The following is a 21,047-nucleotide window of genomic DNA, read 5'->3' on the forward strand; positions in this document are numbered from 1 at the left end:
TGCACCGTCACTGTTCGCAAGGCCGCCATGGCGGCCCGTTTTGTCGCGCCCGTTTCAGGCAGCCTGCCATGCGCCCCGCTGGCTGTCACGGCGGTCCTGCGCCTTGCGCGCCGCCCACCGCACCAGCAATACCGACAGGCCCGCCAGCAGCATGATCCAGGTGCCGGGCTCCGGTATGGCTGTCACGCCGATCGCGTACTCGAAGCCGAAACCGCCGGCGTCGTTCAGCGTGAATCCGGTCGTCAGCACGAGCTCTTGCGCCCCCGCCGCCAGCATGCCCAGTGTCAGCGCGTGATCGTCGAAGAACAGTTGCGCCTCCGCGACGCTGGTGAAGTCTTCCGAGAACAGTTCGGTGCCGTTGTTGCTGACCGTGAATGACAGTGCCTGGAAGCCGGCACCTTGGGACATGGCCCCGGCCAGGCCAAGCACCAGCGTGCCCTGCTCCGCCGTGGCGAACTGGAAGCTGGCCGAGGTCTCATACGTGTAGGCACCGAACCCTTCGCCTTCCGCATCGCCGGCATAGTACGCGGCGCTGGCGCCGATGCCGATCACGCTGCCGGCCCCCAGGACACCGGCCACTTCCGGCTGGTCGGACAGGACCCCGATCACATCCCCGGCGGTCGGCGCGGCGGTCGCGAACGACACGGCGCCGGAATATTCCATTGGCCACATCGGTTCACTGTAGGCGCCCCCGACGCTGGTGGAGGTGCCTGCGCCAGTGTAAGTGCGCCCCTTCGCCCTGGCGTACGTCGACACCAGCATGCCATCGCCGTCGGACGTGCTTTGCGCGGTCGCCGTGGTGACCTGCCCGGTGGCCCCGGCGGCAGCGTTATTGCTCGCGGCGCCATGGGCCCACGAGCGCGCCGTGGCGTCGGCCTGCGAGCCGGTGGCCGTGGCACCGGCACTGGCACTGCCGAAGCCGCCCCGCGCTTCCGCGACCGCCACCCCATCGTTCTGCATCCAGGGGCTGCCACCGCCGGTGGCACTGGCATACGCCTGCGCGATATCGGCGGACTGGGCGAACGAGTGCGCTTCGGCCCGGCCACCGGGCGTCTGGTTGTTATAGCCGGCGCCGCCCCGGGCGATGCTGTTGCTGTAGGCCTGGTCCGCCGCCGATACCGATGCGCGCGCCAGCGCACTGCCGCCCATGCCGCTGGGGTACTCGGGGCCGCTGTTGCCGCCCCGTGCGATCGAATCGGCGGTGACATGGGCGCCCGCCACGGTCGACGTCAGGTCGACCATGGTGTCGGCATTGCCGCCGCCGCCGCCAGCGATGCCGGTGTTGACGCCCCGTCCACCGGTGCCGCCCTCGGCGACGACATTGGTCCTGAGCAGGCTTGCACCGCTGTCGGTCAACGTCAGGTGCGACGATGCCGCCCCGCCGTCCGCCGCGAGTGCGTCGCTGGCTCCGCCTTCACCGCCGATCGCGGTTTGCGCCATGAACAGGTCGCCGGTGGTCGAACCGCTGACGCTATCGACCAGGTTGACCGCGCCACCGGCGCCCCCGGTCGCGCCAAGGCCACCGGCGCCGCCGGCCCCGCCCGTGACCGTGGCGCCCACGTTGACCGATCCCGATGTCGAATGCCCGCTGGCGGTGGCAGTGCCGGAGCCTCCCGCGCCGCCCTGGTTGCCGAAGTCGATGCCGTTGCCGCCCGCGCCGCCGGTCGCGGTGGCGAAACTGTAGACCAGCACGCCGCCGGTATCGACCGCGGTACTGCTGGCCTGGCCATTGCCGCCCGCCCCGCCGTTGCCGGACCGATGGTTGCCGCCCCGGCCGCCGGTCGCCTTGGCATCGGCGTAAGTGCGCGCGCTATTGCTGGCGTCGACCGCGGCCCTGCCGAGTCCCCCCGCGCCGGCCGTTCCCGCACCGAATTCGTCGCTCACGCTGCCACCGTCGCCACCGGTGGCCGTGCCGAACAGCGAAAGATTGGATCCGCTGGCGTTGCGCTGCAGCGTCAGGTCGGCGATGCCGCCAGCGCCGGCGGCGGCATCGGCGCTGTCGCCGCCCCGGCCGCCGCGGCCCTCCAGCGACAGGATCATATTGCCTGGGGTACTGCCGGAAAACACGTTGGCGGCCGTCACCCCGGCACCCGCCCCGCCGGCGGCACCGGCCCGGCCGGCACCGCCATCGCCACCGGTGATGGCCGCGCGCAGCGAGACGGCGCCGCCGCCCGAGGTGCCGGCCACCGTCACCGCGGCCGTACCGCCCGCGCCGCCCGTATTGCCGCTGCCGGCCGCTTCGCCGCCGCTGCCGCCACGCGCATTGCCGGTCAGGGACAGCAGGCCGCTGGTCCCGCCGGTGCCGGCCAGGGCGGCGGTGGCTGCGCCACCCGCTGCCCCGCTGCCGGTGGCGAGGCCGGCCGATGCCGCCCCGCCCTGCGCGGTTGCCGTGCCCGACACGCTGGCCGTACCCGCGACGGTCAGCAACGCATCGGCCGCCCCGCCGGCCGCCGACATGCCGCCGGCAGCACCGGCAAGCGCGCCCGCGTTGCCGCCGGTGGCGGTGGCGGTGGCGGTTACACCGCTGCCTCCTTGCGCGCTGCCCTCGACAATGGCGCCGGCGTATCCACCTTGGCCGGCCATGGCGCCCGCACCGGTCGCGGCACCGCTGCCGGCCGCACCCGGCTCGCCGGCATTGCCGCCGTTGCCGCCGAGCGCGATGGCGGTCGCGGTGGCGGCGCCGCCGGCCGGATGCGATCCCGCCGTGGCCTGGGCCGCGCCACCGGCGCCACCCGCACCGGCCGCGCCGCCGTCCTGGCCAGGGTCGCCGGCCGCGCCGTTGCCGCCCGCGCCGCCAGCGCCGCCGGTGGCCGTGGCAACGTTGCTGTTGCTGTTGTTCGGCCCCGAGGTGGCCACGGCCGGCTGGCCGGGTCCACCCGCGCCACCGGCGGCGCCGGGGATGGCCCCATGGGTGCCGGGCGTGCCGGGGTTGCCGGTCACCGTGCTGTCGGCGTGGGCCGGACCGGCCGCCACCGATAACAGCAGTGCCAGGAGAGGCAGCAGGGGTTCCAGCCGGCCACCGCGGGTGCGGCATGGCGGCAGGGTCGACGAAGTGGCGACGCGCATGATCCAGTTCCTTCACTCATTGAGCAATTCCGGAAATGCCCTTCACGCGGCACGGGCTTCCACCCTGTGCCGTGACGCTTCCGGCGCCGGGCACAAGGCGCCTGATGTCCTGCTTCATGCCGGCCCATGGCCGAGCCGCCCGGCGGCCAGTGTCAGGTGACCAGAGTCGGGTTGGCAAAGTCTGGCGGCCAAAGTCTGGTGGCCAAAGTCTGGTGGCCAATGTCGGGTGGCCCAATGTCTGATGACCAAACCCTGGTGGCCGGCGTCCGGTGTCCGATCCCTGGCCCGCAGAGTCGCGCGGCCAGGTCTGGCGGCCATGCTGCTCCTGCCTTCCCTGCTCTTCCGTAGCGCCAGTGCGCGCCTTGTCGCGGCGCTGCCACAGCCGGTGCGAGCCATGCCAACAAGGCGCGCTGGGCAGATTGCGCCTGACTTGCAAATATGCTATCAACAGACGATACGGACGCACCCTGGACCGCCAGCCGCGCCTGCGCTGCGTGCCTTGCAGAGCACCCCGGCAAAGCGCTTGCGATTATCAGTATCGGGTTGATATGTCTGAAAATCCTTTGGCTTCCCTGAATCCGCTCTTAAGCGGAGCTGAGCGGCCTGCCCGCAGCACGCTGCTGCAGGTCGGCGCCTTCGAATTGTGGCCAGCGGCGCGGCGCCTGCGGCTGCGGGGCAAGCCCGTGCCGCTCACGGCCCGCGCCTTCGACGTGCTGGCGGCCCTTGCCCTGCACCACCCCGGCATGGCCAGCAAGCGCGCCTTGCTGGCGGCCGCGTGGCCGGGGCTGGTGGTCGAGGAAAACAACCTGCAGGTGCAGGTTTCGCTGTTGCGCAAGCTACTGGGCAGCAACGCCATCACGACGGTCCCCGGCCATGGCTACCGGCTCAACCTGCCGGTGAGCGGCGGCCATGGCGTTGCCGTGGAAGAGCTGCCGCCGCCCGCCGCCCCGCTGCTCGGCCGTGACAGGGACCTGGCCGACCTGGGCGACATGCTGCGCCAGCATCGCCTGGCGAGTTTGCTGGGGGCGGTGGCGTCGGCAAGAGTACGCTGGCGCGGCATGCCGCCACCGGCGCCGCGGCGGCCGCCGGGCTTGCCGTTGTCTGGGCCGACCTGGCCGAGTGCGCCGGGCCCATCGACGTGCTGGAAACCGTCGCGCGCGCGGCGGGTGCCGACGATACCGCGGCCGTTCCGCTGGCGCGCCACCTCGCGCAGCGGCCCTGCGTGCTGGTGCTGGATAATGCCGACCGCGTGGCCGGCGACGTGGCCGGGCTCGTCGCCGCGCTGCTGGCCCATGCGCCACCGGTGCGGCTGCTGGTCACCACCCAGGTGCGGCTGCACTTGCCGGAAGAGCAGGTCTACCGGCTGATGCCGCTGGCGGTGCCGCCAGCCGGCTGCACGCTGCAGGCGGCGCTGCAATACGGCGCGCTGGCCTTGCTGCAGGCGCGCGCCCATGGCCACGACCACCGCTTTGCGCTGACCGAGGCAACCTTGCCCATCGCCATCGCGCTGTGCCGCGAGCTGGACGGTTTGCCGCTGGCGCTGGAACTGGCGGCGGCGCGCATTCCGGCCCTGGGTGTCACGGAAGTGCTGCAACGGCTGGGCGACCATTGGCTGCTGCTGAAGACGATCAACGGCAACGGCCCGGCGCGCCACCGCAGCCTGGCCGACACGCTGGAATGGAGCTTCCGGCTGCTCGACCCGCCGGCGCAGGCGCTCTGGTGCGAGACGGCGGCGATGCCACCGTGGTTTTCGCTGGACGACCTGATGGCGCATCGCGGCGGCAGCGATGGGGCGGCGACCCTGGACCTGCTCGGCACGCTCGTGGACCGCTCGATGCTCACTTTCGAAGCGGGCCGCACGCCGGGCTATACCCTGTCGGCATGCCACCGGGCGTTCGCCCTGCAGAAGCGCTCGGCCCACGGTGCGGGCACGCCGGTATCTGCCTAGATGATCCCGCCCACCACGTAGCCACCCGTCATCGCCACCACGAGCAGCGCGCCGATCGGCGTGGGCGGCGCCGGGGAAGGTATATCGCAGGCGCGGCACACGGCGCCGATCGCCAGGCCCAGCACCGCACCGATCACCAGGGCGCTCATCGCGAGCCCCCTGCCTGCGGCGCCGCCTGCGCCTTCGCATCGAGCGCATGGCCACCGCAGTGGCGCCGGTTCTCGGCCGCGCGGCGGGCCACGTAGCGGTCCACCAGCCAGTAGCCGCTGCTCATCATGAACACCAGCAGCGCGCCGGACAGCACGGGCGGCGAGGCGGCCGGGATGCCAAACTTGCGGCACGCCAGCCCGACGACGAACGACAGCACCAGCCCGGCCAGGATCTTCACGTAGTTCATCGCCCCTCCGTCAGAAAGCAAAGCAGCTGCAGCCGAAGGCGCCCCAGAAGCCGGCGTAATCCGAGACCGGCACGGTGGACTTGCGCGCCACGTCGTGCGAATGCCGGTGCACCGCGCAGGCGCCGGCGCACTGGTGCGGCAGCAGTCCCTTTTGCGCCGCCGGCGCCGCCGCGCGATAGTGGCCGGGCACCTTGTTCACCGGCGACCAGTCCGGCAAGACCGGCAACGGCGGCGGCCCCAGCTTGTCGAACTCGGCCTGGGCGAACACGATCTTGCCGCCGACCACGGTGAGCACCGATTCGATCGACTTGATCGCTTCCTCGTCGACATGGAAGAAGTCGGCCGACAGCACGGCCAGGTCGGCCAGCATGCCTTCCTGGATGCGGCCCTTCTTGCCCTGCTCGCTGGAGAACCACGCGCTGCCGGCGGTCCACAGTTCGATCGCCGTCGCGCGGTCCAGTTTCGCGCCGGCGTCGTACAGGCGCAGGCCGCCCACGGTGCGGCCCGATACCAGCCAGTACAGCGCCGTCCACGGGTTGTAGCTGGCCACGCGCGTGGCATCCGTGCCGGCGCCGACCGGTACGCCGTTTTCCAGCATGCGCTTGATCGGCGGGGTGTGCTTCGCCGCTTCCGCGCCGTAGCGGTCGACGAAGTACTCGCCCTGGAACGCCATGCGGTGCTGGATGGCGATGCCGCCGCCCAGCGCCTTGACGCGCTCGATATTGCGCGGCGTGATCGTCTCGGCATGGTCGAACAGCCAGTGCAGGCCATCGAACGGGATGTCGCGGTCGACCTTCTCGAACACGTCGAGCATGCGCGAGATGGATTCGTCGTAGGTGGCGTGCAGCCGGAACGGCCAGCGCTGCTCGACCAGGTGGCGTACCACCTGTTCCAGCTGCGCTTCCATCTCCGGTGGCAGGTCCGGGCGCGGTTCCAGGAAGTCCTCGAAGTCGGCGGCCGAGAACACCAGCATCTCGCCGGCGCCGTTGTGCCGGTACCAGTCGCTGCCATCGCCCGGCTTGACGATCTCCGTCCACTTCCTGAAGTCCTGCAGTTCGGCGCCCTTGTTCTGCGTGAACAGGTTGTAGGCGATGCGGATCGTCAGCTGGTCCTGCTCGGCCAGCTGCTGCACCACCTGGTAGTCTTCCGGATAGTTCTGGAAGCCGCCGCCGGCATCGATCGCGCTGGTCAGGCCGAGCCGGTTCAGTTCGCGCATGAACTGCCGGGTCGAATTGACCTGGTGCTCCAGCGGCAGCGCCGGGCCCTTGGCCAGCGTAGCGTACAGGATCATCGCATTCGGGCGGGCGATCAGCATGCCGGTGGGGTTGCCCTGCGCGTCGCGCTGGATCTCGCCGCCCGGCGGTGCCGGCGTCGTCTTGTCATAGCCCACGGCGCGCAGCGCGGCACGGTTCAGCAGTGCGCGGTCGTACAGGTGCAGCACGAAGACCGGGGTATCGGGCGCCGCGGCATTGATCTCGTCGAGCGTGGGCATGCGCTTCTCGGCGAACTGGAATTCGTTCCAGCCCCCCACCACGCGCACCCACTGCGGGGTGGGCGTACGCAGCGCCTGCTCCTTCAGCATGCGCAGCGCGTCGGCCAGCGACGGCACGCCTTCCCAGCGCAGCTCCAGGTTGTAGTTCAAGCCGCCGCGGATCAGGTGCAGGTGCGAGTCGTTCAGGCCGGGGATCACGGTGCGGCCGTTCAGGTCGATCACCCGGGTATCCGCCGCGGCATGGCGCATCACCTCTTCGGTGCCGCCCACGGCGAGGAATTTGCCGTCGGCGATGGCGACGGCCGTGGCGACGGGGTTGGCTTTGTCGGCGGTGTGGAAGCGGCCGTTGGTCAGTATCAGCATGGTCTTGTAGGTGGTCGATGAGGGTGGACGATGGGTGTGCCCCATCATACGCACCTGCCGTGCCCCGTCATCCCTAGACGGGGCACACCATGCCTATGCCGAAAGAGGTAGGCCTTGCCGGTCTTGCCGGCCTTTACTGCTTCTTCGCCAGCACCAGCGCGATCAGGCTGAGCACCGCGGCGATCGACAGGTAGTAGCCCACGTACTGCAGGCCGTAGGTGGTGGCCAGCTTGGTGGCGATGTACGGCGCCAGCGAGGCGCCGATGATGCCGGCCAGGTTGAACGTCAGCGAGGCGCCGGTGTAGCGCACCTCGGCCGGGAACAGTTCCGACAGGATGGTGCCCAGCGGGCCATATGTCATGCCCATCAGGCCCAGGCCCAGCGCCAGGAACAGCGTGACCTGGACCGCGCTGTTCGAATCGAACAGCGGGCCGAATACCAGGCCGAACAGCGCGATCGCCGCCGACACCCAGATCAGCGTGCCGCGCCGGCCATGGCGGTCGGCCAGCAGCGCGGCCACGGGAATCGTCAGGCCGAAGAACACCACGGCGATCAGCTGCTGGATCAGCATCTGCTGGCGCGAGAAGCCCAGGCCCGCCACGCCCCAGTTCAGCGTGAACACCGTCATCAGGTAGAACAGCACGAAGGTGGCCATCGCCATCATCGTGCCCAGCACCAGCGCGCGGGTATGCTGCACCAGGACCGCCTTGACGGGCACCTCGACGCGCTCGCCCTTGTCGAGCACTTTCTGGAAGTCCGGCGTTTCCGTGATCTTCAGCCGCACATACAGGCCCACCAGCACCAGCAGCGCGCTGGCCAGGAACGGCACACGCCAGCCCCAGCTGAAGAACTGCTCGTCGGTCTGTACTTCGGACAGCAGCAGGAAGATGCCGCCGGACAGGAAGAAGCCGATCGGCGCGCCCAGCTGCGGGAACATGCCGTACCAGGCGCGCTTGCCCGGCGGCGCGTTCTCGGTGGCCAGCAGCACGGCGCCGCCCCACTCGCCACCCAGGCCCAGGCCCTGGCCGAAGCGGCACAGCGCCAGCAGCGCCGGGGCCCAGGCGCCGATCTGCGCATAGGTGGGCAGCATGCCGATCACCACGGTGGAAATACCCATCGTCAGCAGGGCGGCCACCAGCGTTGCCTTGCGGCCGACGCGGTCGCCGAAGTGGCCGAACACGGCCGAGCCCACCGGGCGCGCGAAGAACGCGATGGCGAAGGTGGCCAGCGACTGCAGCGTGGCGGCGGTGGGGTCGCCGGCCGGGAAGAACAGGTGGGGAAACACGAGGACGGCGGCCGTCGCGTAGATATAGAAGTCGAAGAATTCGATCGTGGTGCCAATCAGGCTGGCAAACAGCACGGTGCCGGGCGAGTTGACTCGGCCGGCCGGGTGAGGCTGGGACATGCGTACTCCGGGGTGATGGGAAAAACCGAAAGGGTGCCGTCAGCCGGGTGGGGCGATCTGGGCGAACGCGTCGCGGATCTCGGCGGCGGATTCCGGCCGCACCACGCGCGCCACTTCCTTCCCGTCTTGCAGGAAGATCATGGTCGGCCAGAGTTTGACACGGAAGGATCGGCCCAGCAAGCGGCCGGGCCCGTCCTCCACCTTGAAGTGGCGGATCGCCGGGTAATCCGCGTAGGCTTCGGCCAGCGGCGCCTGGGCGGCGCGGCAGTAGCCGCACCAGTTGGTGCCGAATTCCAGCAGTGCCGGACCGGCCAGCGCGTCGATATCGGCCCGCGACGGGGCGGCCTCCTGGTAGGTGCGTTCCATGATGTGCTCCGCAACGATGAAGGCCGCACCTTATCACGGCCGCGCGGCGGCGGGCGCCAGGATCGGCGGTGGCCGATGCTAGAATTGCCTGTCCCTACTACCGGCGATCACGATGCGCCTTGGCATCACCTCCATCCAGCGCAACCGCCAGCCGTGGATCGTCGAATGGCTGGCCTTCCACATGCTGGCCGGCTTCGAACGCTTCTACCTGTACTGCCACCGGTGCGACGACGGCATGGAGCAGACCCTGGCCAGGCTGGCGCGGCATTATCCCCTCACGGTGTACACGGTGGGCGACCGCGACAGGCCGCAACTGGCCGCCTACCAGCACGCATGGGACAAGCACCAGCGGGAAGTCGACTGGATGGCCTTCATCGACGGCGACGAGTTCCTGTTCCCCACCCGCGCCGCGACGATGGCCGAGGCGCTGGCACCCTACGCGGACAAGCCCCTGTCGGCACTGGCGGTGTACTGGATCTGCTACGGCAGCAACGGGCATGTGCGCGACCCGGGCGGCCTGCTGCTGGAAGACTACCCGCGCCACAGCGAGCCGGGCTTCGGCCCGAACCGGCATGTCAAGTCGATCGTCCGTTCCGGGCAGCCGGTACGCTGCACCGGATCGCATGTCTTCACCACGCCGCTCGGCACGGTCGACGAGCTGCTGCGGCCGCTCACGGCGCCGATGCTGCAAGACCCGGCGCTGGCGCCGTCCCACGAGCACTTCCGCATCAACCACTACGTGACCCAGCACTACGACTACTTCAGGCAGGTCAAGCAGAACATCGGCGCGGCCGACCGCACGCCGCACATCGTCCGCCCCGACCACTGGTTCACCGGCCATGACCGCAACGAATGCGACGACGGCGTCGCCCGCCGCTTCCTGCCGGCCCTGAAGCGGAAAGTGGCGGAGCTGGAGGCGGTGCTGAAAGCGGGCAGTTGACCTGGGGCCCGCTTGGTTGAGCGAACCCCAAATGCAAAATCCGGGGTCAGACCCGCCGGGTCTGACCCCAGCCGTTCGCCGTTGGGGTAATAGAAATCGGTGACAGGCTCCATTTTTTTGCAACGAATGCAGCAGAAAAACCGGTGCCTGTCACCGTTTTTGGTTATCGGCTTGGCAGTACCGTTATGCCGACAGCGTGGTGTTGTACTCCTTGCCGCCGATCTTCACGCGGTTCAGCTTCAGCCCGCGCACGTTGTACAGGAAGTACGGGTGCTCGGTGCTGACGGTGGTGCCGAAGTCGCAATCGCTGATCGTCACGTTGGTGACCGGCGGCACCTGCGGCATCGGCTGCGGGCCATTGTAGTTGTTCGAGACCGGGCCGAGGATGACGATGGCCTGGTAGCAAGCCGCCTTCTGTCCCTTCCTGGCGCCCTTCTTCACTTCCACGTTGCCGACCGTGACATTGGAAATCTGCACGTTGTCCACCACCGGCGGACGGGTGCGCACGGTGTCGGCGGTCGGCGTGTAGTCGCAGTCGAACGTGACGACGGCGCCGGCGGCCACGGCCACGGTGCGCGCTTCGATCGGCGAATTGGGCAGCGATGCGTAGAACGACGGGCTGGTCTGCACGCCATTCGGGATCTTCACGTTGCGCACGTAGAAGTTCTTCAGGTAGCCGCCGCGGTTCATGTTGGTCTTCAGCCGGATCGCGGTGTTCAGCGGATCGGTGGCCCAGTGGATGTTCTCGAACACGAGGTCCTGGGCATACACGTTCTGGATGCCGCCGGCCATCTCGCTGCCCAGCGTGACGGCGCCGTGGCCACTCTGCATGATGCACTTCTGCACCACGATGTTCTGCGACGGGCCGTATTGCGTATCGAGGTCCTTGCCGGCCTTGATGGCGATGCAGTCGTCGCCGGTGTCGAAGGTGCAGCCCTCGATCAGCACCATGTCGCACGATTCCGGATCGAAGCCGTCGCTGTTCGGGCCCTTGCTGTTGCAGTGCACGTTGCGGATCACGATGTTGCGGCAATGGACCGGGTGGTGCTGCCAGAACGGCGTGTCCTTCAGTTCATAGCCCTCCAGCAGCACGTTGGTGCAGCCGATCAGGTGCACCATCGTCGGCCGCAGCATGTGGCCCAGGCCGAACACGCGCTGCCCCAGCGGTACGCCCGCCTCGGACAGCGCCGGCAGGTACTGCTCGTCGGCGCGCCAGCGTTCGCCCTCGCCCTGGATGTGCAGGCGCTCCGCTTCCGTGAGGTGCGGCGCCACGTCCTTCAGCGATTTCGGGTTGATCGGGTTCGGCACGCGCTGCGTCAGCTTGCCTTCCACGTAGCCAGGCGTGTTGGCCTGCGAGGCCGGATTGATCGTGCGGTTCTTGCCCTTCCAGGTCCACCAGCAGTCGCCATCCTTGCCGTTGAAGGGCACGCCGCCCTGGCCATTCAGCACGCTGGTCCAGTCTTCGCCCGTCAGCGCGATGTTGTCGGCACCGTAGGCGTAGACCGGCGAGGCGAAGTTCAGGCAATCGTTGCCCTGCCAGCGCGTGATTACCAGCTTGCCGTGCTTGCCGCAATCGAATTCGCCGTACTTCGCATAATCGGCCGGCTGCGTAGAGAACAGCACGTTGGCGCCCTTCTTCAGGTGGACGTGCACGTTCGACAGCAGCACGATCGGGCCGGCCACGAACCAGTTACCGGCCGGGATCACCACGCGGCCGCCGCCGGCCTTGTGGCAGGCCTCGATGGCGGCCCTGATCGCCGGGTAGCAATCGTGCGAGCCCGGCGCATGCGTGTCGACCGTCGCCTGGTCGTCGTGCGAGATCCAGGCCCTGATCTTGACCAGCTTGCACTGCGCGGCGCCGAAATCGGTGATCGGGAAGTCCTGGTCGCGGAAGCGCAGGGGCTTGCTCAGGCGGTCGACGATTTCCTTGGCGCGGCCCCACGGGTCGTCGCCGATCGCCGCGCTGGCCGAACCGGTCGCCAGGGCGGCGCCGCCGCCGGCCAGCGCCAGGCTGGAAGCCGATACCGCCTTCATCATCGCGCGGCGTTTTTCATTGACTCGCTGGTCGTTCATGCGCTGGTCGTTCACATGGTGATGGTTCATTTCGTTCATGCTGTCTCCTACTCGTGGGAGTTGTTGAATTCTGCCAGGTACACGTCCGGCGGCAGGGGCTGCTTCCCGTAGCCCAGGTGGTTGACGGGGTCGAAGCCCGCGTTCTTCAGGTTCTTGAAAAAATCATCCGATGAAAACTGCGCCGGGCGGTAAGCCAGCGTGCCGGGCGCGTTCCAGTCCGACCATGGCCTGGCGCGGTCGATGTGCGCGCCGATGCGCGAATTCATCACCACCATCTTGCCGACCGTTTCCAGCACGGTGGGCGTGATCGTGCCCTTCGGGGCCTGGTAGGCGCTGGCGGTACTCAGCGTGCACGCATAGCCGGCCACGGCCACCGGCGCGTACGGGCTGCAGCGCGAGTTGTGGAACCACTGGCGCGCCAGGTAGAACTTGCCGGCCAGCGCGTTCGGCGAACCGTCGCTGGTGAATTTCACTTCGTTGAACACGAAGCCGTACTTCGTGCGCCAGTTGGTGTTCGGCGCGCCCACGTACGACATCGTGCGGTCGCCCAGCGACTTCACTTCGCTCCGGTAGAAATAGGCGGTGGTATCGCCGAAGATGAAATCGACGTCGCCCTCGATATACGAGCGGTGGAAGAAGCTGCGCGCGGTGACGCGGGTCTCGCCCGACTTCAGGTAAAGCGTGTCCTGGAAGCCGATCAGCCGCACGTTCTCGAACTGGGCCTTGTCGGCGCCTTCGACCAGCAGGGCCACGGCCTGGTGGCTGACGCGGGCCTGCGGTTTCTCCGGCGTGCCGCACACGCGCTCGCCGCATTCGTCGCGCGCATTGCCGGTGGCCTTGTTGTAGGCATTCTCGATGGTCAGGTTGCGCGCCTGGAAACCGTGATTGCGGGTCCACACCGTCATCGAACCGCTGGTCGAGATGGTGGGCGCGCGCGCCGCGATCTGCGCATGCATTTCCACGATGGCGGGGGCCAGCCGGGCAAACTGCGCGCCGTGCTGCCTGATGTAGTCGGCCACCGGCACGGCGGCATCCAGCCCGGCCGAGATCACAGTATCGGCCGCCGTGGCGCCCTCCCCGTACAGCGTGATCGGCCGCGCCGATGCAGGCACGTAGACCAGCTCGCGGTAGGTGCCCGGCTTGACGAGGATGTACTGGCGCCCGCCGCCCGGCTGAGCGGCCGCATCGACGATGGCGCGGTTGATGGCCTGCTGCACGCTGACGAAGGTCTTCACGCCATCGGCGCGGCCCGCCGCGTCGACCGTGTAGTCGGCCGTGAACGGAACATTGCGCGCCAATGGATCGGCCAGCGGATCCCACGGATCGGTTTTCTCCGCACCGGCACGGCCGGTGGTCTTGAGCACTTCGGCGATCGAAAAGCGTTTTGCTTCGGCTGCGCTGAGCTGCGGCCTGCCGGCGGCGCCGGTGTCCTGGGCCTGCGCAGCACCGGCAATGCATACGGCTGCCAGCAGCAGTGCCGCGCGCATCATTCGCCCTCCGGTTTGAACTCGGCCGCCACGGCGGGGATGGCCGCCTTCAGATCGCGTTCGACCATCGCGGCAAAGTAGTTCGCTCCTTTGGCGCCGAGGTGCGTGTAGTCGAAGGCGCTCTTGGCGGCGCCCTGCGGCTCGACACCCGCTCCCGCGGCGACCGGGGCCGCGGCCGGCTTCGGCGCCACCGCGAACGTGTCTGCCTGCGCCTGGCCCATCGCCTGCACGGCGGCGTAGCTGTCGGCATTGAGGTCCAGCAACGGCACCTGCTTTTCCTTCGCGGTGGCGCGGATCACGTCCGCCCATGGCACCAGCGTGTTTTCCAGCACGCCATCCCTGAACATGCGGCGCGTGAGCGGCGTCACCAGCACCGGCACGCCGTCCAGGGCCCTCACTTCGTCGACATAGCGGGCCATGTTGACGGGGAATTCGGTCTTCAGGTCGGTCGACCGGCCCGGCTTGCCCGGCTGGTCGTTGTGGCCGAACTGGATCAGTACATATGTGGCGCGGTAGGCGGCGGCGCCTTTCAGCAGGCCCTGCACCTCGTCCCAGCGCCCTTCGGCGCGGAAGCTCGACGAGCTGCGCCCGCCCTTGGCCAGGTTGATGCACGTGTGGGCGCGGTTCACGCGCGCACAGAACGCATCGCCATAGCCGCTGGCCGTGGCCATGGTGGAATCGCCGACGAGGATGAACCGCACCGGCTTGTCCGCCGCGGCGGCACTGCCGAGCGACAGCAGGGCAGCCAGGGCACCGCACAGGAAACGCTGTTTCATGTAAGACCTCCGCTCCATGGTAAAAAACCGCCGGCCACGGCAGTGATACTGCGCGTGGCGGGCGGCCCGGTTTCGCTTAGAACGTGTAGCTTGCGCGCAGGTTGTACGAGCGGCCGATCGGGCTGGCCGCGCTCGACAGGTAACCGAACGAGTAACCGCTGTGGTTGGTGACCGGCGGGGCCGAGTCGAACACGTTGGTGATGCCGAACGTCAGCTGCGTGTTCTTGAAGCCCTTGTAGCCCACCGTCAGGTTCCACGGCTTGTACGAGTTGATGTCGCGCCAGTATTGCTCGGCCACGAGATTCTGGTCTTCGTACTTCGAGTTGTAGTTCTGGGTGGCCTGCGCGGTCCAGTCGCCCAGCGCCCACGACATCTTCAGCACGTGCTTCCAGCGGTACGTGATGATCGGGAAGCTCGACGTGGTGCCGTTCGACGCGGCGCCGAAGCGGCCCACGTTGTTGACCCATTCTTCGCCCTCGAACAGCTGGTTGTCGAACTGCGTCAGGTAGGTGCCATCGAGTTCCACCTTGAAGTCGCCATAGGTACTGCGCGGGAAGCGGTAGGTCGCCGAGACGTCGATACCGGCCGCCTTCTGGCCGCCCAGGTTCATCGTGGTGTTGTTGATGAACGCCAGCGTGCCGTCGGCGTTGCGCACGAACAGGTGGGCATACTTGGCCGGATCCTGGAAGTACACCTGCTCCGGCAGGTTGGCCAGCATGTCCTTCATGCGGATGTTCCAGTAGTCGAACGACATCGTCAGCGACTTGGTCGGTTCCACCACCACGCCCAGCGTGAAGCCCTTCGATTTTTCCGGCTTCAGGCCATCGTTCGAGCCCACCTGCTTCGGCAGCTGCACGTTGCAGACTTCGGACGATACATAGCCCGGCAGCGCGGTGCCGGTACCGGTCACGCCTGGCGTGCCGCCCGGGCACAGCTGCGGGTCATCCCAGCGCGCGGAAGTCTTGCCGGTGGCGCCCGGCAGGCGGTAGCCATAGGCGTCGAACAGCGTCGGCGCGCGGAAGCCGGTGTTGGCCGAACCGCGGAACATCACGTTCTTGGTGGCTTCCCAGCGGAAGCTGGCCTTCGGATTGATGGTGTTGCCGAAGTCGCTGAAATAGTCGTCGCGCACGGCCAGGTTGACGTTCAGCGCGCTCGTGACCGGCAGGTCCAGCTCGGCGTACAGCGCGTACACGTTGCGCTGGCCTTCGCCGTGCGACATGGTGCTGTTCAGGTAGGTGATGCCGTTCTGCACCGGCAGCTTGTCGTCGCGCGTGGTCTGGTGGCTCGCGTCGGCACCCAGCGCAATCGCCGCGTCGCCGCCGCTCATCGCGAACAGCGTGCGGCTGGCCGAGAAGTCGATGCCCTTGTACGTGGTTTGCGAATCGCGGTTCTTCACGCCGTTCACGGTCAGCGTATCGAGATATTCGCGACCGGCCTGGTCCTGCAGGCCGAACGGGTTCAGGATGCCGTTCTTCAGGCCATCGAGCAAGCCCTGGCCTTCCAGGAAGCCGTTCTGGTAGAAGTTCTCGCGATCCGACAGGCCGATGACGAGGCCGGCACGGTAATCCCATTCGCCGAACTTGCCTTCGTCGACGAAGGCCAGGCGCTGGTTGACCTGCTTGTCCTTCTGCGCGGCCAGGCCGTAGTCGGCCACCGACCAGGTCACGGTCAGCGGCTGGCCGTTGATGCCGGCCATTGCCGGCACGCCGCCGCTGTTACCCGGATACCATTTCGACGAGGACGGCAGGATGGCCGACACGCCGTTCACCGGCACGGCCTGGGTCGGGTTGCGCGTGGCGATGATGTACGACTGCCCGCGGGTGTATTCCACCGTGAATGTGTGGTCTTCGCTGATCTGCTTGGCGGCGCGGGCATAGAAGCCGATCTGCTGGTTCTCGTACAGCGCGGTGCCGTACTCGTTGCTGTTCAGCGTGCAGGTATTCTTGGCGCCGATCGTCGAATACGGCTCGGCGCAGGTGGCCGCGTACGGGTTCTGCGCGTTCTTGTTGGTGGCCGTGGTGAAGTTGGCCGGCATGGCATAGCCGCCGGTACCCAGCGTGCGCGGACGGCCCAGCGAAGCCAGCAGTTCGTCGGAGCTGAATTCGGCGCGGTCGCGCGCCGCCAGGCGCGTACGGTCGTGGAAGTCGACGGTGGCGTAGGCCGACCAGCCGTCCCGGTTCAGGTTGCCCTTGCCGAAGGTCAGCGTGGCGCGGCGCTCGTCGCCGCCACCGCTGCGTTCCGGCGTCACGTACTGGCCGGTCACCTGCACGCCTTCGAATTCCTTCTTCGTGATGAAGTTGACCACGCCGCCGATCGCGTCCGAACCATACAGCGACGAGGCGCCATCGCGCAGGATCTCGACACGCTGCAGCGCGGAGAACGGGATCACGTCCAGGTTGGCATAGCCGGCGGAGATCGCCTCGTTGGCCAGGCGGCGGCCGTTCAGCAGCACCAGCGTGCGGTTCACGCCCAGGCCACGCAGGTTGATATTGGTGCCGGAACCGGCATTGCTCGGTGCCAGCGACGCCGATTGCGGCAGCGCCATCATCACGTCGGCCAGCGTGGTCATGCCGCGCTGGGTGAATTCCTCGGCCTTGATGCTGGTGACCGGCAGCGCTTCTTCATTGGCCAGTCGCTTGATCGAGGAACCCGTCACTTCGATGCGCTGCATCGCGGCCTCCTGTGCGGCTGCCCCGTTCGCCACGGCGATTGCCGCCAGTGCGATCGAGGTCAGAACCAGCCGTGGCTGGAAGCGGGTTTGCATACTTGCGCGCTTGTTCATGCTTGTCTCCTGGGTTTTCCGATGGTGTTCGCGCCGGCCTGCGTCCTTTGTATAGTGCGGCGGGCGGCGGTAGTGGAGCACCTCGCGTGCTCCGTGCCGCTGCGACGAAGGCCGGGGCCGGGGTCGCATGCGGTGGATAAACTTGTTGTTATGAGATCAGGGGCGCGGCTGCGCTGCGCAGGGGCGCGCGACGCCGGCAAAGGTGGCGGGTGGTTCCGCTGATGGTATCGAATACATCCTGTCTCCTGTCGCGGCGCCATTCGATGCGGCCCCGCGCTGCTGTAATTGCTGTAGTGCCGTTCCGGTACTGCTTGTTCTTGTAATGCCTGTGCCGGTACTGCCTGTCTTGTACTGCCTGTCCTGTGCTGCCTGTCCTGTGTTGCTTTTTTGCCGGCTTTTTTCTGCCTGCCCTGCCCTCAGCCGCGCGAGAACGTCCGCGTCACCCGTTCCAGGTGCGCGCGCATCGCGCGCCGCGCCGCGGCCGGATCGTGTGCGGCGATCGCCTCGAAGATGCGGCGGTGGTCCTTCAGCGTTTCCTGCCGCAGTTCTTCCGTCTGGAAGTGTTCCTTCAGCTTGTGCCACAGCCGGCCGCGCTGGTTCCACAGGTAATCCATCGTGCCCACCAGCGCGCCGTTGCCGGTGGCGCGGGCGATCGCCAGGTGGAAGTTGCGGTCGGCCAGCTCGTTGGTGGTCTTGTTGGCGTGGTGCGCCTCCATTTCCTCCACCGCCTTGAGGATCGCGTCGATCGCATTGTCGGTGGCCACGCGGGCCGCGATGGCTGCCACTTCCGCCTCGATCAGGCGGCGCGCCGACAACACTTCGAACGGCCCCGGCCCCGCTTCCGGCAGGCTCGCTTCCGGCTCCGCCTCGCATACATAGACGCCGGAACCGCCACGCACTTCGATCACGCCGCCCAGTTCCAGCGCAATCAGCGCCTCGCGCAGCGAAGCCCGGCTGACCTCCAGCCTGGTGGCCAGGTCGCGCTCGGATGGCAGGCGGGCGCCGGGGGCGATGCCTTCGTCACGGATCAGCTGCGCGATGCGGTCCGCGACCACGCGGTACAGCCGCGGCTCCTGGTGGTCTGGCGATGGGGGCGGACGTTTCAGCATCTTGCTTTTCATTATTGCATTTGGTCAGGCCATTCTAAACCGGTCAGACCAAATGAGCAATGTGGACTAGCCAAAAATTTGGGCATCTGTCATACTGAAGTCATCAGACAACTCGCCGGCACGTCAGATCGTTGCGCAACAACAACATGCGCCGATCCCACGCCGCCGGCCCCTCAGGACAGAACCATGACAGCGAGCACTCCGCGCCGTATCCTCATGCACGCCAACGATAACGTGGCGATCGTCGTCAACGATGGCGGGCTGCCGGCGGGCACCGTTTTCCCCGATGGCCTGACGCTGGTCGAAAACGTGCCGCAAGGCCACAAGGTGGCGCTGGCCGACATCGCGCAGGGCCAGAGTGTGCTGCGTTACAACGTTTCGATCGGCCGCGCCGTGCGCGATATCCCGAAAGGCAGCTGGGTCTCCGAGCAGTTGCTGGAAATGCCGCCGGCGCGCGAGCTGGACAACCTGCCCATCGCCACCGTGAAGGTGCCGCCGCTGGAACCGCTGGAAGGCTATACGTTCCAGGGCTACCGCAACGAGGACGGCTCGGTCGGCACGCGCAACATCCTGGGCATCACCACCACCGTGCAATGCGTGTCCGGCGTGGTCGAGTTCGCCGTGAAGCGCATCAAGGCCGAGCTGCTGCCCAGGTATCCGAACGTGGACGACGTGGTCGGCCTCGAGCACACCTATGGCTGCGGCGTGGCGATCGATGCGCCGGGCGCCAACATCCCGATCCGCACGATCCACAACATCAGCAAGAACCCGAACTTCGGCGGCCAGGCGATGGTCGTGTCGCTCGGCTGCGAGAAGCTGCAGCCGACCCGCCTGTTCCCCGCCAACTCGATCCAGATCCGCCGCAAGGACGATACGGTGGCCACCGAACCGCCGGTGGTGTGCCTGCAGGACGCCGGCAACGTGGGCTTCATGTCGATGGTCGAATCGATCATGCAGACGGCCGAGGCGCAGCTGGAAGTACTGAACCGCCGCCAGCGCGTGACCTGCCCCGCTTCCGACCTGGTGGTGGGCGTGCAGTGCGGCGGCAGCGATGCCTTCTCCGGCGTGACCGCCAACCCGGCCGTCGGTTTCGCCACCGACCTGCTGGTGCGCGCCGGCGCCACCGTGATGTTCTCGGAAGTGACGGAAGTGCGCGACGGGATCGACCAGCTGACGTCGCGCGCCGTGAGCGCCGAGGTGGCCGATGAAATGATCCGCGAGATGGCGTGGTATGACGCCTACCTGACCCGTGGCGGCGTCGACCGCAGCGCCAACACCACGCCGGGCAACAAGAAGGGCGGCCTGTCGAACATCGTCGAAAAGGCCATGGGCTCGATCGTCAAGTCGGGCAGCGTGCCGATTTCGGGCGTGCTGTCGCCGGGCGAAAAGGCCACCACGAAAGGCGTGAAGGGCCTGATCTACACGGCCACGCCGGCCTCGGACTTCATCTGCGGCACGCTGCAGCTGGCGGCCGGCATGAACCTGCACGTGTTCACCACCGGCCGCGGCACGCCGTACGGCCTGGCCGAATGCCCGGTGATCAAGGTGGCCACGCGCGACGACCTGGCGCGCCGCTGGCATGACCTGATGGACGTGAACGCGGGCCGCATCGCCACCGGCGAAGCGACCATCGAAAGCGTGGGCTGGGAACTGTTCCAGCTGCTGCTCGACGTGGCAAGCGGCAAGAAGACCTGGGCCGAGCACTGGAAACTGCACAACGCCCTGGTCCTGTTCAATCCGGCGCCGGTGACCTAATAAGGGCTGCAAACCTGCTGCGCGTTGTATTTCGAGTCTCCAGTGCTCACCGTACTAAAGTACGGCTGCGCGCTTCAACTCGAACTACTGCCGCTCGCGACGGTTTTCAGGCCCTTATCGGCTCGATCATTACAGGCTAAAATCCAGAGACCAATTTAGAGACCACTATGACGACGACGAAAAAACCTTTCAAGCGCCTGTTGCTGACCGGCGCGGCCGGCGGCCTCGGTAAAGTGCTGCGCGAGCGGATCAAGCCATGGGCGGACGTGGTGCGCCTGTCCGACATCGGCGACATGGGCGAGGCCGGCGAAGGCGAAGAGATCTTCCAGGCCGACCTGGCCGACAAGCAGGCCGTGCTGAAGATGGTCGAAGGCGTCGACGCCATCCTGCACTTCGGCGGCATCTCGACCGAGAACACGTTCGAGAACATCATGTTCGCCAATATCCAGGGCACGTACAACATCTACGAAGCGGCCCACCGCCACGGCGTGAAGCGCATCGTGTTCGCCTCGTCGAACCATGCGATCGGCTTCTATCCGCAGACCCAGGTGATCGACGCGGACGACCCGCCGCGCCCGGACAGCATGTACGGCATCTCGAAGGTGTTCGGCGAGCAGCTGTCGCGCTATTACTTCGACCGCACCGGCATCGAGACCGTGTGCCTGCGCATCGGTTCGTCGTTCCCCTCGGTGAACAACCCGCGCATGATGTGCACCTGGCTGTCCTATGACGACCTGCTGGAAGCGCTGCGCGTCTCGCTGCTGACCCCGCGCGTGGGCCACACGATCCTGTTCGGCGCCTCGAACAACAAGCGCCAGTGGTGGGACAACCGCAAGGCCGCCCACCTGGGCTACCAGCCGAAGGATTCCTCGGAACAGTTCCGCGCCGACGTGCCGGAGACCGGCGAATATCCGCCGGAAGACGATGCCACCTTCAACTACCACGGCGGCAAGTTCATCTTCGACGGGCCGATGTACAAGGATTGATGCAATCAAGGGCGCTGGTAGCGCCCTTTTTTCGGCTGCGGAATGTTGGTGCCCGCAACCCCAACGGCAGAGACCGGGGTCAGACCCCCGACGCCGTTACCA

Annotated in this window: 15 protein-coding genes; 4 read left to right on the forward strand and 11 right to left on the reverse strand. The window is 67.6% G+C overall.

Going from position 1 to position 21,047, the window contains the following annotated elements:
- Positions 1 to 54: 54 nt before the first annotated feature.
- A complete protein-coding gene (locus OU994_RS28520) occupies positions 55 to 3,066 on the reverse strand; it encodes a PEP-CTERM sorting domain-containing protein (protein ID WP_281608649.1) in 3,012 nt (1,003 codons plus the stop codon).
- A gap of 563 nt (positions 3,067 to 3,629) precedes the next feature.
- Here OU994_RS28520 and OU994_RS28525 point away from each other — a divergent pair.
- Complete coding sequence (locus OU994_RS28525) at positions 3,630 to 4,433, forward strand: winged helix-turn-helix domain-containing protein (protein WP_281608650.1); 804 nt, start codon at positions 3,630 to 3,632, stop codon at positions 4,431 to 4,433.
- A gap of 577 nt (positions 4,434 to 5,010) precedes the next feature.
- Here OU994_RS28525 and OU994_RS28530 read toward each other — a convergent pair.
- From OU994_RS28530 to OU994_RS28550, 5 genes are all read right to left on the reverse strand, one after another.
- A complete protein-coding gene (locus OU994_RS28530; RefSeq protein WP_281608651.1) occupies positions 5,011 to 5,163 on the reverse strand; it encodes a XapX domain-containing protein in 153 nt (50 codons plus the stop codon).
- Positions 5,160 to 5,411, reverse strand: a complete 252-nt coding sequence (locus OU994_RS28535; protein ID WP_281608652.1) for a DUF1427 family protein — start codon at positions 5,409 to 5,411, stop codon at positions 5,160 to 5,162. Before OU994_RS28535 ends, OU994_RS28530 begins: the two co-directional genes overlap by 4 nt.
- A gap of 10 nt (positions 5,412 to 5,421) precedes the next feature.
- Positions 5,422 to 7,266: an amidohydrolase gene (locus tag OU994_RS28540; RefSeq protein WP_281608653.1), complete on the reverse strand. Its 1,845-nt coding sequence runs from the start codon at positions 7,264 to 7,266 to the stop codon at positions 5,422 to 5,424.
- 133 nt (positions 7,267 to 7,399) lie between these two features.
- Positions 7,400 to 8,671: an MFS transporter gene (locus OU994_RS28545; protein ID WP_281608654.1), complete on the reverse strand. Its 1,272-nt coding sequence runs from the start codon at positions 8,669 to 8,671 to the stop codon at positions 7,400 to 7,402.
- A 39-nt stretch (positions 8,672 to 8,710) separates the two neighbouring features.
- A complete protein-coding gene (locus OU994_RS28550) occupies positions 8,711 to 9,037 on the reverse strand; it encodes a thioredoxin family protein (protein WP_131143991.1) in 327 nt (108 codons plus the stop codon).
- 112 nt (positions 9,038 to 9,149) lie between these two features.
- On the opposite strand from OU994_RS28550, the gene OU994_RS28555 reads away from it, so the two are divergent.
- Positions 9,150 to 9,977, forward strand: a complete 828-nt coding sequence (locus OU994_RS28555) for a glycosyltransferase family 2 protein (RefSeq protein WP_281608655.1) — start codon at positions 9,150 to 9,152, stop codon at positions 9,975 to 9,977.
- 183 nt (positions 9,978 to 10,160) lie between these two features.
- On the opposite strand, the gene OU994_RS28560 is transcribed toward OU994_RS28555, so the two are convergent.
- The 5 genes from OU994_RS28560 to OU994_RS28580 form a co-directional block, all read right to left on the reverse strand.
- Positions 10,161 to 12,080, reverse strand: a complete 1,920-nt coding sequence (locus tag OU994_RS28560; protein WP_281611744.1) for a glycoside hydrolase family 28 protein — start codon at positions 12,078 to 12,080, stop codon at positions 10,161 to 10,163.
- A gap of 17 nt (positions 12,081 to 12,097) precedes the next feature.
- A complete protein-coding gene (locus tag OU994_RS28565; protein ID WP_281608656.1) occupies positions 12,098 to 13,540 on the reverse strand; it encodes a pectinesterase family protein in 1,443 nt (480 codons plus the stop codon).
- The gene (locus OU994_RS28570; RefSeq protein WP_281608657.1) at positions 13,537 to 14,313 is read right to left on the reverse strand and encodes a rhamnogalacturonan acetylesterase; all 777 of its coding nucleotides are present in this window, start codon (positions 14,311 to 14,313) and stop codon (positions 13,537 to 13,539) included. Before OU994_RS28570 ends, OU994_RS28565 begins: the two co-directional genes overlap by 4 nt.
- 76 nt (positions 14,314 to 14,389) lie before the next feature.
- A complete protein-coding gene (locus tag OU994_RS28575) occupies positions 14,390 to 17,095 on the reverse strand; it encodes a TonB-dependent receptor (RefSeq protein ID WP_281608658.1) in 2,706 nt (901 codons plus the stop codon).
- A 416-nt stretch (positions 17,096 to 17,511) separates the two neighbouring features.
- A complete protein-coding gene (locus OU994_RS28580; RefSeq protein ID WP_281608659.1) occupies positions 17,512 to 18,204 on the reverse strand; it encodes a FadR/GntR family transcriptional regulator in 693 nt (230 codons plus the stop codon).
- 186 nt (positions 18,205 to 18,390) lie between these two features.
- On the opposite strand from OU994_RS28580, the gene garD reads away from it, so the two are divergent.
- Together garD and OU994_RS28590 are read left to right on the forward strand one after the other, a co-directional pair.
- The gene (garD, locus tag OU994_RS28585) at positions 18,391 to 19,959 is read left to right on the forward strand and encodes a galactarate dehydratase (RefSeq protein WP_131143985.1); all 1,569 of its coding nucleotides are present in this window, start codon (positions 18,391 to 18,393) and stop codon (positions 19,957 to 19,959) included.
- Positions 19,960 to 20,126: 167 nt separating this feature from the next.
- Complete coding sequence (locus tag OU994_RS28590; protein WP_281608660.1) at positions 20,127 to 20,945, forward strand: NAD(P)-dependent oxidoreductase; 819 nt, start codon at positions 20,127 to 20,129, stop codon at positions 20,943 to 20,945.
- Positions 20,946 to 21,047 lie beyond the last annotated feature (102 nt).

It is taken from the genome of Pseudoduganella sp. SL102 (genome assembly GCF_027856995.1).
GTDB classification, from domain to species: domain Bacteria; phylum Pseudomonadota; class Gammaproteobacteria; order Burkholderiales; family Burkholderiaceae_D; genus Rugamonas; species Rugamonas albidiflava.